This window comes from Mucilaginibacter aurantiaciroseus, from assembly GCF_024055595.1.
Taxonomy (GTDB): Bacteria; Bacteroidota; Bacteroidia; order Sphingobacteriales; family Sphingobacteriaceae; genus Mucilaginibacter; species Mucilaginibacter aurantiaciroseus.
The window spans coordinates 1,110,939-1,124,021 of the sequence record NZ_JAMXOF010000001.1 but is presented as its reverse complement, the minus strand read 5'-3'; the positions used below and the strand labels follow the sequence as shown (position 1 = coordinate 1,124,021).

The following is a 13,083-nucleotide window of genomic DNA, read 5'->3' as shown; positions in this document are numbered from 1 at the left end:
ATGACCCAATTCTCAGTGCTTAAAATTTGCCGGCTGCTTTTAACGTGGCTGCGGCCACAATCGTCGTCACCCCGCTTATTTGCGTGGTTAGGTCTGCTGTACCCGAGGGCTTGGTTTTCCAATCCGGACTAACCGTAAATTCGGGTCTGCTGATACTTTGTTACGTTCGGCTTTTTGAGGATCACGGAAGTGGGCTTACGCAACTGACAGGTATATGCATCATTGGGCGGTGGTTTGATGCTGCTGATCGCTTTCGTATTCATCGAGAAGAAAAGCAAATACCCCATGATGCCCTTGCAGCTTTTTGCCAACCTAAGGTTTAGCGAGGCCAACCTGCTTAAATTTTTGCTTTATGCCGGGCTTGGTGCTGGTATGTTGTTTTTTAGGTTAAATATGGTGCAGGAACAAGGATATATTCAGCTGCAATCGGGTTTGACCTTTTTACTCTTTACAGTGCTAATGATCAGCATAGCACGCTTTGCGGGTACACCGGCAGATAAGCACGGCCCCTCCTGTTATTGATTGGCGGCCCTGCGGCTGCAGGGTTGGGATTGCTCATCCTATCCTTTATAAAACAAACTGCCGGGCCGTCTGACTATTGGACAACGTTTTTTTGGGGATACTGGTGTTCGGGCTGGGCATGGCATTCACCGTTGCGCCGCTTACCACCGCGGTAATGGGTTCGGTAAACGATCGTTTTTCGGGCGCTGCTTCGGGTGTAAACAACGCGCTTACCTGTATTGCCAATGTTTTTGCTAACGCGATATTGGGTGCCTTGGCGGTGCTGATTTTCTCGGGCGCATTACAGGACGGGATCAAAAATATCAAGTTGGTTAATAAGCAAAAGCAAGCCATAGAACAGCAGGCTGTAAACCTGGGTAACGCAAAAGCCCCGGATAGTTTTGAGGGGAAAGATAAAGAAGCGATTGAAAATGCTTACAAGGATAGTTTTATAGCGGCCTATGGCACTATCATGCGCATCTCTGCCGGGTTAGGTTTTATAGGGCGCTAATGGCGGTGTTATTTATCAGGAATAGTGCGGTGAAAAGGGATACAAACTAACCCGTCATCATTAATAAATTATACTACTGTATACTATTTATTATAAAAAATGTGATATTAGGCCGTTGTACTATCTATCGATCACAAACCTATTTACCATGAACAGAATCAGCTTTTTAAAGAATAGCGCATTGGCAGCAGGCAGTATCCTGGCCGGGAACGACGTTTTGGCAAGCAACAATATTAACCGGGAGGTTGCCCCCGGCAAACCGTTTAACCTGAACTACGCACCGCACGATGGCATGTTCAAAAATTCGGCAGGCGCTAATTTTTTAGATCAGATCCGGTTTATGTATGACCAGGGTTTCCGCAGTATTGAAGATAATGACATGAGTAGCCGTTCCCCTGCCGAGCAGGAAAAAATTGGCAGTTTACTGGCTAAACTGGGGATGAGCATGGGCGTTTTTGTGGTGGATAAAGGTGGAAACGGGGCGAATACTTTAGCCGACGGCAAGCAAGAACATATTAATATATTTTTGAAAGGCTGCCGCCAGGCGGTAGAGGTTTCTAAACGTTGCGGCGGTAAACTGGCAACTGTTGTGCCGGGTGATTTTGCGCGTAACCTGCCACTGGATATCCAAAACGCGAATGTAATAACCGCCCTGCGTAAAGGTGCCGAAATATTAGAACCGCACGGTATTGTAATGGTGCTTGAACCATTAAGCGATACCCCTGACCTATACCTGCGCACATCGGCACAAACCTATTTGATCTGTAAAGGTGTAAACAGCCCAAGCTGTAAGATCCTGTATGACATGTACCATATGCAGAAAAACGAGGGCAATATGATCAACAACATTAAACTGGCGTGGGACGAGATTGCCTACTTCCAGATAGGGGATAACCCCGGCCGTAACGAACCTACCACCGGCGAGGTGAACTACAAAAACATCTTCAAATTTTTGCACGAGAAAGGCTATAAGGGCATTTTAGGAATGGAGCACGGTAACTCCCGCCCCGGTAAAGAGGGCGAGCTGGGCGTTATTGAAGCTTACAGGGAAAGCGATAAGTTTTTATAAGGCGCTATTTACCCAAAGGCTCGTAAGCATAAACCACATGATACGGCGTGCTTTTCAGTTTAGCCGATAATTGACCAATTGCTAAATTTTCTAACTGCGGGGTTGGCTCGCATACAGAATAGGTTTTGCCTTTATATACAATAGGGTCGCCTATTGGTTTGTTAAACTCTACTGCCATAGTAATGTGGGTTGGGTATAACAGGGCTATCATCGGCAAGTTGTAGATCTCTTTCACCAAATAAAAGAACAATGCGGCACGGTCATCGCAATCGCTATAGTTTGATGCCAGGGTCTCGGCCGGCGAAAGGCGTTTTTCTCGGCCGAAATTTTCGTTATCATTCTCGTAAAGGAAGGCGTAACGCGTAAAACGCATCAGGTAATCAACCCCTTTGTGCTCATCCATCCCCTTCATGTTCTTCTTTAACAGCGGGACAAGCGAGCCGTAAGTTTCTTTGCTCAAAGGGATATTAAAATAGGTTTCGAAACTAACGCCCGGGTAGTTATTAAATGCCTTCTGTTGATCGGTATTGAGTTTTATTTTGAAGTGGTATTGCTTACGGTCATATTCAAACGACATTTGTTTCTCTACATCGTGCTCGGGTTTAAAATCGGGCATCATGGTAACCTTGTATGAGAACGCTTTATTAGCTGCCGCGACAGGGATGTTTACCGGTATCGGCGGGTCATCGTTCAAATCAGCTTTAGCATAGTCATGATAGTTTAGGCAAACAAACTGCTTACCATCTACCATAAAATATGGGATATCGCTAATGTCCTCATTATTGTAAACGTAAAAGATCACCTTTTGATGGGACAGCGCCAACCTTGCATCATAGCCGGATTTATTGAGCATAAACCACTTGTAAAAAGTGTATGCACCGTAATTTGTTTCTTTAGGGCTTATTTGCTGCGCCACCCTGCGAACAAGTTGATAATATAGCCAATCGTTAAGCTGATGCTTCTGTTTATAAGCCAAAAGCGAATCTATTATAGGCTGGTAGTTACCTGTGTTAACGGTGTTATAATTTTTTTTTATAACATCGGCACTAAGCTGTTGCTGCATATTTACCAAAACAGATCTGTCAACCTTAATCGTAAATGGATCTTTATAAAAATCTACGCGCACCTCCTGTCCTTGCGCATTTGCGATTGCAAACGGCAACATCAATAGCATGGTAAATAATATACGCGGCAGCCCTGGCATGGCTTATAATTTGGTTACATTAAATATACATTTTATTAACGTTAAATTAATACAAAATATATTTATTTCTACAACCGAAATGGGCCACCCGTACTTATCAATTTTTATAAGAAAGTTAAGCTGTAATGTAGCCATGTGCTTTGTTTTCCAAACCCATAGCAACAAACCATTGCAGGTAGATACCCTGGTGCTTCAAAATAAAAAAAGGGGAACAACTTACTTTCTTCATAAACTTTACTGAAGAACCGCTGGTTATATGCTTTGCCAATGAACCGGAAAAGCTGCTTTTACCATCAACATCTATAATAAAAAACTTACATTTGTAACTGCAAAACGTTCTATCGCTGTGCCGACGTAGTCGGTGAGAGGAAAGTCCGGGCAACATAGAGCATCCTGCTTCCTAACGGGAAGGCGCCCACAGCGGGCGACAGCCAGTGCCACAGAGAATATACCGCCTGCAAGGGTAAGGGTGAAAACGTGAGGTAAGAGCTCACGGCTTTTCCGGGCGACCGGGATCGCGGTAAACCTCAGGAGTTGAAAAACCAAATAGGTTCTGAAAGCGGTGCTGCTCGCATCCATGTCCGGCAACGGAATGTCAGAATGGGTAGGTTGATAGATCATGCCGGCAACGGCAGGGCGAGATTAATGATAGAAGCTCTCATTCGGGAGTACAAAACCCGGCTTACAGATTTGCTGCTGTTCAAAATCCCCTCGTAAGAGGGGATTTTTGTTTTTAAAAATGACGTCAATACGAGGTGCGAAGCAATCTCTTTGATGTACAGAGCCGCTCTGCCTATCAAGAGATTGCTTCGCACCTTGCAAATGACGGATGGTGGAAACCACTCACTAAAAAACTGCTCATAATACTATACATTTTTATATATTAGCCGCAAACATTACTACCTGTTTTAGGTTTACAATAACACATGGCAAAAATTTTAATAATTGACGACGAACGGTCTATCCGAAGCACCCTTCGTGAGATTTTGGAGTATGAGGATTACGTTGTTGAAGACGTTGATAACGGCGTTGACGGCCTCGAGCTGATTCGCAAGAACGATTACGACCTGGTACTGTGCGACATAAAAATGAACCGCATGGATGGCATGGAAGTGCTAACCGAAGGTCTGATTATAAAACCCGATCTTCCTTTTATCATGATATCCGGCCACGGCACGGTGGAGACCGCTGTGGAGGCCAGTAAAAAAGGCGCGTTCGATTTTATTTCGAAACCACCTGATTTAAACCGTTTACTGATCACCGTACGCAACGCACTGGACAGGGGAAGTTTGGTTGTTGAAGCAAAAGTTTTAAAGCGTAAGGTATCAAAGGTTCGCCCAATTTTAGGCGAATCGCAGGCTATTCTTCGGATCAAGGAAACTATTGACCGTGTTGGCCCTACCGATGCCCGTGTATTGATTACCGGTGCTAATGGTAGCGGTAAGGAACTGGTTGCACGCTGGCTGCACGAAAAATCTAACCGCTCTAATGGGCCTATTATCGAGGTTAACTGTGCGGCTATCCCATCAGAACTGATTGAAAGCGAGTTGTTCGGCCACGAAAAAGGGTCGTTTACATCAGCTATAAAACAACGTATTGGTAAGTTTGAAAGTGCCAATGGCGGTACTCTTTTCCTTGATGAGATAGGCGACATGAGCCAGTCGGCACAGGCAAAAGTGCTGCGTGCCTTGCAGGAAAGCAAAATTACCCGTGTAGGTGGCGAAAAGGAAATTGATGTGGATGTACGCGTAGTTGCGGCAACCAATAAAGACCTGCTTAAAGAAATTGAGGCCGGTAACTTCCGTATGGATTTATACCACCGCCTAAGTGTTATACTCATCCACGTACCGCCGCTTACCGAACGCCGTGACGATATTACCCTGCTTACCAAAAGTTTCTTAGAGGAGATCTGCAACGAGTACGGTATGCCTGCTAAAAAGATCTCGGACGCCGCTCTGGAAGCCCTTAAAGCACTGCCGTGGACGGGTAACATTCGCGAGCTGCGCAACATGGTAGAACGTTTGATAATCCTAAGTGATAAAACCATTACCGATGGTGATGTGAAGGCTTTTGCAAACCCATCTGCCCCGGTAACTGCCGAGACCGGCGCTGCAACAGCTTCCGCCGCGCCACAAACAGATTTTGACCAGTTTACCAACTTCCAGGAATATAAAGACTATGCTGAGCGCGAGTACATCAAATTCAAGTTAGAAAAAAATAACTGGAACGTATCCAAAACTGCCGACGATATCGACATTCAACGCAGCCACCTCTACAGCAAGATTGAGAAATTCGGTTTGAAAAGAGGGGAATAAAAGATTGTAGAGTAAAATCTATATTTAATGAGAGGCTAACAGCATGTAAAAATTGTTAGCCTCTTTTTTAAATCCGGTTAATAGATTAAGCGGGGTATCTTAACAATATATATCGATTTATTTTTCTTTAAGGCCTGTAGCTTGTTTTATGCTATCTCTATTTAAAACTTCCATACGGGATATAGCTTTGGTGTTAACCTTGCCGTCTGCGTTTATTACAACGTATGCCGGGAAACCATTTGTCGCATCAAGCGTTCTTTTTAATTGATTAATTACCTTTTCATTCATGAAAATATGTGTGCCAGGCAAACGAAATTCAGCAACTTTATTTTTCCAGATATTCATATTTGAATTACGGCTTGTACAGATGTAGATATAAGCTATTGGCAGGTCCTTATTTGCTTCGTGTATATTTTTGCTAAACGGAAGATCTGACAAACAGGGAACACACCAGGTAGCCCAAAAATCAATAATTAAGGCTTTACCTGTAAATTTTGATTTTAGATTATAGATCAGATCGTTAACGTCTTTAAGGGTATCTATTTGATAAAGCTCAGCTTCGAACGGCAACTTCAAAAGCGGCTTGCCAATATTGGTGGTCTCTAATTTTTTTGACAGAGAAAATAAACTGTCAATATTGTGTTGAGTAGTAATAGCTTTAGCTAATTCATCTTTTGCAATTACTTTGCACCATTTGGTTTGTATGCTGTTAATAATAAGCGGAAAAGATTGTGCAAATGAAGGTTTCGCGTTCTCTAACAAACACAATTTAAGCAAATCAGATTTTTGTGGTGTAAATGTTTTGTCAAACCATGTTAAGGTCTCTTCAAGGTCTTTTGCTTTTTGTTCGTTTTTTTTTATGCTAATGTAGGTTTGCAAATATTTGTAAAATAAAACGCTTTCATTGCTTGTAAAATATGGTTCATGTTTGCTGATGTCTTGAAACAGCTTGTTTGGCATTACATCTCCCCAATAAACAACACACAGGTTGTTATAAAAATCGGATAAGGTTTCGTTTTCAACTGCCCAGGCGTAGTTTGGATAACCCACAATAAACTCTTTATTTATTTGTGCAAGTTGTAGGCGGATAGTATCAATCTTAGAAATAAACCCTGTAGAAGTTTTGTTTTTTTCGTCTCGTAATCCTCTTAGTTTTTCAAAAATGCCCGCTTTTTCCTGTTTTTTAAATTGTATGTATTTATTTATAACAGTGTTTACTTCTCCGTCTTTCCCATTATAGCCTATGCCGTCACCAATTATATAACCCTTTTGAGCTGTAGTTTTTTGAGCATCCACCGTAATAGTCAACCCTTCATTAACATATACACCTGCGTATAGATATTCACCCACATTTAGCCAAATCTGCTGATACGGTAAGTTTTGATCAAGAACGATTTTTGATACACCCAAGCTATCGGTTTCTGTATACTTTGTAGTTTGAAAATCTATTCCAAACTTTACAAGCGTGTATTTGATGGTAACGTTTTTGGTATTCTTTGGTAGGTTTTTAAGTTGAATTGTTAGTATTGCCGGTTTACGGGCGATAAGATAAGCGTCCATTTTTTTATCCTCCAGCGTAATCAAGGTTGAGTTTTGCGCATTTAAACGAAAAAAAACACACATTAGCAGGATGAATAGCGGGTATTTCATGATTTATCGGCTGTTTACTAAATATTTATAGTGTAATCTATAAATTACTTTTTAAAAAATATAAATTTTAGTTGCCAATGTTTAACATAGAAATGATGGCTTACAAGTAAGTTGGCCACAATATCAATGTTTAATAAATAGCAATACGGATCAAATGAAAAAAGGGCCGCATTTTAAAGCAGCCCCATTCCTTTATTAATAATGTTAATACTTCACATCAAGCTCATTAGTTTCGATAAAGGTTTTGATAGCGGCTATGGCTGCGCTGTTACCGCTGTTAAGATCTAATTCTTTAACTGATCTTAAATAGCCAACCAGTTTTTCGGTTTTTTCTTTATCGGTTATGGCAAAACCCATCAGCCATTGGGCAAAACTCTTTTCGATTATGGGTTCGTCAATTAAGGTTACAATATCCTTATGTCGCTGATCGGCTTTTATCCTCGTGTACAGCACGTTGATCATGCCATCTTTCCCCTCTAAAACCTGTATAAATGTCCCCTCTGAATAAAGTAATACCCCCGAAATATTTAAGGCTTGGTTATGTAACCTCGAATTGTGCAAAATGTCAAACAATTGATTTTCGTGCATCAGGTTGACAGCGGTGCTAACGTAAACTATATTTTTCATTTTGATATGGTTGCCGCAATGTACAGTTTGCATATTGTAATAGTGCATTGCGCTATGTTATATCGCAAAACTGCGTACAATTCAAATATTAAGCAAATAAAAAGTCCTAATCTTTGTCGTATAGCCTTACCTGTTCAGCTATTTTAAATATATGGGAGATAACTTTAACGCCGATATACAGAAAATAGCGGCTGCTCCAAACACAAAAAAAATGGTGGAAACGCACCAATCCAACACAACACCCTCTGCCCCACGCTGCCGCCAAAGGCAAGGTATGAAGCGATATGCAAAGGGTTTTTCATGTGGAATAGTTATTGCTTACTAATCCCTTTTTAGCTAAATTTAAGGTGAGTTAACCTCATAAATAAAAAAGATCAGCCGCGGATCATGCTGATAGAGCATCTTAAAGAGGGTTTAAAACGAACTTACAAAGAGCGTTTTGAGATGTGCACCCGCCTATACAAAAATACAGCAAACCATGAATAAGGCTATAATAATTCATCAACCTTTTATCGGCAAATAAGCACTTCCCTCCTTTTCCTCATCATTATTACTTACATTTGAACCGATGTAAGTTCTTTACTTTCCTTCATCAACCGGTATAGGTTTTACTTAATTGTAGATTAATAGGGAATAGTGTGCAAATCACTAACTGTCGCGCAACTGTAAGTAACACAAAAAAGTTTTTGCCAGAATATATGCCCACTGATTGTCCAAAAACTATCGGGAAGAGCGGCAAAAATGTTACAAGTCAGGAGACCTGCCATACCGAATTGACAATGCTTTCGCGGTATGGGGCAATGGTCGTGTGTTTGATATAGTTTTTGTTACAACCTGTATTTTTTAATGCAAGGGAGTGCTGTATTCATACTTTTCCACCAATCCATCCACAAAACGCATTGCGAAGATTAGCTAAACGGGCTTTTAACCGATTTATTCATTTAATCAATTTAAGCAATGCTAACGCAAAATTTAGGCTACCCGCGTATTGGTGGCCAACGCGAATTGAAAAAGGTCTGCGAGGGTTACTGGGCAGGCAAAACGGGGCATAAAAATGTGCTTACGGTAGGTAAAACCATTCGCCACGAAAACTGGCTGATGCAAAAGGAAGCCGGGATAGACCTTATCCCCTCAAACGATTTTTCGTATTACGACCACGTGCTGGATCATTCCCTGATGTTTGGCGCAATCCCAAAACGTTACAACGAGGTGATCCTAAAACAAGGCAAAGAAGAACTTGACCTGTACTTTGCTATGGCCCGCGGCTGTCAAAAAGACGAACTGGATGTAGTAGCCATGGAAATGACAAAATGGTTTGATACCAACTACCATTACATTGTTCCCGAGTTTTATAAGAACCAGCAATTCAGGTTATTCTCTACCAAAATCACCAACGAGTTTTACGAGGCAAAGCAGTTAGGTATTATCACCAAACCAGTGCTGATCGGCCCGGTTAGTTACCTGCTGTTGGGTAAAGAAAAAGAAGCCGGTTTTGAAAAGATAGACCTGCTTAAAAACCTGTTACCGGTTTACACCGAAATACTTACCAAACTGCAGGACTTAGGTGCTGAGTGGATCCAGTTTGACGAACCGTTCCTGTCGCTTGATTTGACGGAAAAAGAACAGCAGGCTTACCGCGATGCATACAAACAGCTTCGTAAAGATTTTCCGCGATTGAAGTTTATATTGACCACCTACTTCGAAAAATTGGGCAGCAATGCCGAATTGGCCGCTTCCCTCCCTATTGATGCCCTACATATCGATTTGATACGCGCGCCGCAGCAGTTGGATGAAGTGTTGAAGTTGTTACCTGCCAAAACTATATTGTCGTTAGGTGTTGTGGATGGCCGCAACATCTGGAAGAACAATTTTGAAGCCTCGCTCGCCATCATCCAAAAAGCAAAAGAAAAGCTTGGCGGTGATCGCGTTTGGATAGCACCATCCTGCTCGCTCATCCATTCGCCTGTTGATCTGAGGAACGAGCACAATCCGGAAATACTTACGCCAGAGATCAAACAATGGCTTGCCTTTGCCCGCCAAAAGGTAACGGAAATTGCTTTGCTGAAAAGTTTGGCATCAGATGCCCCCGGTATAAGCACACAATATAAACTTGCCGAAAATCAGCAGGATAACGCCTCGCGTAAAACTTCAGGATTAATTCATAACAATACTGTAAAAGAACGTGTTGCCAAGATAACCGAAAGCGATTCGCAGCGATTAAGTGCTTTTGCATCGCGTAAGCAAAAACAGCAGGAGCTGTTAAACCTGCCCTTATACACCACCACCACTATCGGCTCGTTCCCGCAAACGGCAGAGGTGCGCAGCTGGCGTGCTCAATTGAAGAAAGGCGCTATCACTCAAACACAATACGACCTGCACATTGCCGAAGAAACCGAAAAAGCCGTTAAATGGCAGGAAGATATCGACATTGATGTTTTGGTGCATGGCGAGTTTGAACGTAATGATATGGTAGAGTATTTCGGCGAGCAGTTACAGGGCTTTACTTTTACCCAAAACGGTTGGGTGCAAAGCTACGGTAGCCGCTGTGTAAAGCCCCCTATTATTTATGGCGATGTATCGCGCCCAAGGCCCATGACGGTTAAGTGGTCGGGTTATGCGCAATCGCTTACTGATAAGTGGATGAAGGGTATGCTTACCGGGCCGGTTACCATCCTCCAATGGTCGTTTGTGCGGAACGATCAGCCACGGTCGGCAACCTGCACACAAATAGCCCTGGCTATCCGTGATGAAGTTTGCGACCTGGAAATGGCCGGTATAAAAATTATACAGATTGACGAGCCTGCTATCCGCGAAGGTTTACCTTTGCGCAAGGCAGATTGGGCGGCCTATTTGGATTGGGCGGTTAAAGCGTTTCGGCTCTCAGCAAGCGGCGTGCAGGACGATACACAGATCCATACGCACATGTGTTATTCGGAGTTTAACGATATTATTCAGAATATTGCCGATATGGATGCGGATGTAATCACCATAGAAACATCACGTTCGCAAATGGAACTGCTGGACGTATTTGCCGATTTTAAATATCCTAACGAGATTGGCCCGGGTGTGTATGACATCCACTCGCCACGTGTGCCAAACCGGGATGAAATGACCCACCTGCTTAAAAAAGCAAGGGCGGTTATCCCCGATGCGCAGCTTTGGGTAAACCCCGATTGCGGACTCAAAACCCGCGGCTGGGACGAAACCAAAAAGGCGCTGATAGAAATGGTAGCCGCCGCAAAAGAAATGCGCGCTACCGTTGCAGAGCCGGTAACTATTTAAACAACATACCAATCTTAATGTCATCTCAGGGCCTCTCGATAGAGGGCCCTGAGATGCATAGCCCCACACGGAAACGGAAATTAATAAATTTATATTTGCCATCGATATGAACTTAGACGAAAGAATACAAGCATCAGAAACCCGCATTTTTAAAGCCGTTTTCCCTAATACCACTAACCATTACGATACCCTGTTTGGCGGTACCGCCATGCACATGATGGATGAGGTGGCCTTTATCACCGCCACCCGTTTTAGTCGCCAGGTAATGGTTACCGTAAGCAGCGATAAGATAGATTTTAAAAAACCCATCCCCGCAGGTACCATTGTAGAACTCATTGGCCGCGTAAGCCATGTGGGTAATACCAGTTTAAAGGTGGATGTAGAGATTTACGTGGAACAAATGTATGCAGAAGGCCGCGACCTTGCCATACACGGCAGCTTTACCTTTGTGGCGATAGATGAACACAAGAAACCCGTAAGGATAATTAAGTAGCGGGTTTAGCGTATCTTTGCGGCTTATGATACAGCAAGCCCTCACAAACCTCAAAATAAATGCACTTAACCCTATGCAGGAGGCTGCCATTGCCGCCGCTAAAAAAGGCGACGTAATACTGCTTTCGCCTACCGGGTCTGGTAAAACATTGGGGTTTTTGCTGCCATTGCTTGGTTTGTTAGATCCCGGGATCAAAACCGTACAGGTGATGATCATGGTGCCCTCGCGCGAGCTGGCCCTGCAGATTGAGCAGGTTTTCCGCAATATGGGTAGCGGGTTTAAGGTAAACTGTTTTTATGGCGGCCACCCGCTTAAAATAGAGCTGAACAGCCTGTCGCAGCCGCCCGCGGTTATTGTAGGCACGCCGGGCCGCATAGCCCACCACATCCGCCGCGAAACCTTTAATACCAGTACCATTACCACCTTAATACTTGATGAATTTGACAAAGCTTTGGAGTTTGGTTTCCAGGTAGATATGTCGTACATCATCAAGCAATTACCGAACATCAAAAAACGGATCCTTACGTCGGCTACGCAGATGGACGAGATCCCGTCTTTCACGGGAATCAACCGCCCTGCAAAGCTGGATTACCTGACCAATGCTGCCTCTACACCCGATCTTAAACAGAAAGTAGTCATCAGCGAACCTGCTGACAGGTTGGACGCTCTTTTTGCTTTGATCTGTAAGATCAGCGATAAACCAACCCTGGTATTTTGTAACCACCGCGAAGCCGTAGACCGTATCAGCGACCTGCTTTATGATATGGGCTTGCCGCACGATATTTTCCATGGTGGTATGGAGCAAGACGACCGCGAACGTGCCCTGCTAAAATTCAGGAACGGCAGTCACCATATTTTAATTACTACAGACCTTGCTTCGCGAGGATTAGATATCCCCGAAATTGAGCATGTGGTACATTACCAACTGCCACATAACGAGGAAGCGTTCATCCACCGTAACGGCCGAACCGCAAGGATGCACGCTACCGGTACCTCCTACCTCCTATTATCTCCCGGCGAAAAACCCGATTATTTAGCCGAGATCCCCGAAGAGGAAATACTGCCCAAGAAAACCGTTATCCCGCCGTTGTCGCCATGGTCAACAGTTTACATCGCCGCAGGTAAAAAAGACAAAATAAACAAGGTTGATATTGTAGGCCTGCTCCTTAAAAAGGGCGAGTTAGCCAAAGAAGACCTGGGCCTGATAGAAGTATTAGACCATTCATCCTACGCTGCTGTAAAACGCCACCTGATAGAGCGCACCGTAGCGTTAGTGAAGAACGAAAAGATAAAAGGCAGGAAGATCAAGATAGACGTATCGAGGTAAATTTTCACCTAATAGTTTGTCATCCTGAGCGATAGCGAAGAATCTATTATTGAACTTATGCAGTTGAACAATGCATGCCGACGATTAGATGCTTCACTACGTTC

At 43.3% G+C, this 13,083-nt stretch carries 10 protein-coding genes, 1 other RNA gene and 1 riboswitch; of the genes, 8 read left to right on the top strand and 3 right to left on the bottom strand.

Annotation, left to right across the window (positions count from 1 at the left end):
* Positions 1-237: 237 nt before the first annotated feature.
* From NAF17_RS05150 to NAF17_RS05140, 3 genes are all read left to right on the top strand, one after another.
* Entirely contained in the window at positions 238-522 is a 285-nt protein-coding gene (locus NAF17_RS05150) for a hypothetical protein (protein ID WP_252756908.1), read from the top strand.
* Positions 523-598: 76 nt separating this feature from the next.
* On the top strand, positions 599-1,012 hold the full coding sequence (locus NAF17_RS05145) for a hypothetical protein (RefSeq protein WP_252756907.1): 414 nt from the start codon (positions 599-601) through the stop codon (positions 1,010-1,012).
* Between the two features lie 148 nt (positions 1,013-1,160).
* A complete protein-coding gene (locus tag NAF17_RS05140; protein ID WP_252756906.1) occupies positions 1,161-2,081 on the top strand; it encodes a hydroxypyruvate isomerase family protein in 921 nt (306 codons plus the stop codon).
* A gap of 4 nt (positions 2,082-2,085) precedes the next feature.
* On the opposite strand, the gene NAF17_RS05135 is transcribed toward NAF17_RS05140, so the two are convergent.
* Positions 2,086-3,285: a hypothetical protein gene (locus NAF17_RS05135; protein ID WP_252756905.1), complete on the bottom strand. Its 1,200-nt coding sequence runs from the start codon at positions 3,283-3,285 to the stop codon at positions 2,086-2,088.
* A 325-nt stretch (positions 3,286-3,610) separates the two neighbouring features.
* Between NAF17_RS05135 and rnpB the strand changes: the two genes are divergently transcribed.
* Positions 3,611-3,986, top strand: an RNA gene (rnpB, locus tag NAF17_RS05130) — RNase P RNA component class A.
* Between the two features lie 225 nt (positions 3,987-4,211).
* A complete protein-coding gene (locus NAF17_RS05125; protein ID WP_252756904.1) occupies positions 4,212-5,600 on the top strand; it encodes a sigma-54-dependent transcriptional regulator in 1,389 nt (462 codons plus the stop codon).
* A 117-nt stretch (positions 5,601-5,717) separates the two neighbouring features.
* On the opposite strand, the gene NAF17_RS05120 is transcribed toward NAF17_RS05125, so the two are convergent.
* Positions 5,718-7,010 carry a TlpA family protein disulfide reductase gene (locus tag NAF17_RS05120; protein ID WP_252756903.1) on the bottom strand — a complete coding sequence of 431 codons (1,293 nt, stop codon included), beginning with the start codon at positions 7,008-7,010 and terminating at the stop codon, positions 5,718-5,720.
* Positions 7,011-7,454: 444 nt separating this feature from the next.
* Positions 7,455-7,877 carry a BLUF domain-containing protein gene (locus tag NAF17_RS05115; protein WP_252756902.1) on the bottom strand — a complete coding sequence of 141 codons (423 nt, stop codon included), beginning with the start codon at positions 7,875-7,877 and terminating at the stop codon, positions 7,455-7,457.
* Between the two features lie 586 nt (positions 7,878-8,463).
* A riboswitch (cobalamin riboswitch) is annotated at positions 8,464-8,658 on the top strand.
* Between the two features lie 176 nt (positions 8,659-8,834).
* Between NAF17_RS05115 and metE the strand changes: the two genes are divergently transcribed.
* The 3 genes from metE (at position 8,835) to NAF17_RS05100 (ending at position 12,979) form a co-directional block, all read left to right on the top strand.
* Positions 8,835-11,159 (top strand): 5-methyltetrahydropteroyltriglutamate--homocysteine S-methyltransferase, encoded by a 2,325-nt coding sequence (metE, locus tag NAF17_RS05110; protein ID WP_252756901.1) that lies wholly within the window; start codon positions 8,835-8,837, stop codon positions 11,157-11,159.
* A 106-nt stretch (positions 11,160-11,265) separates the two neighbouring features.
* Complete coding sequence (locus NAF17_RS05105; protein ID WP_252756900.1) at positions 11,266-11,652, top strand: acyl-CoA thioesterase; 387 nt, start codon at positions 11,266-11,268, stop codon at positions 11,650-11,652.
* Positions 11,653-11,677: 25 nt separating this feature from the next.
* Positions 11,678-12,979 carry a DEAD/DEAH box helicase gene (locus tag NAF17_RS05100; RefSeq protein WP_252756899.1) on the top strand — a complete coding sequence of 434 codons (1,302 nt, stop codon included), beginning with the start codon at positions 11,678-11,680 and terminating at the stop codon, positions 12,977-12,979.
* Positions 12,980-13,083 lie beyond the last annotated feature (104 nt).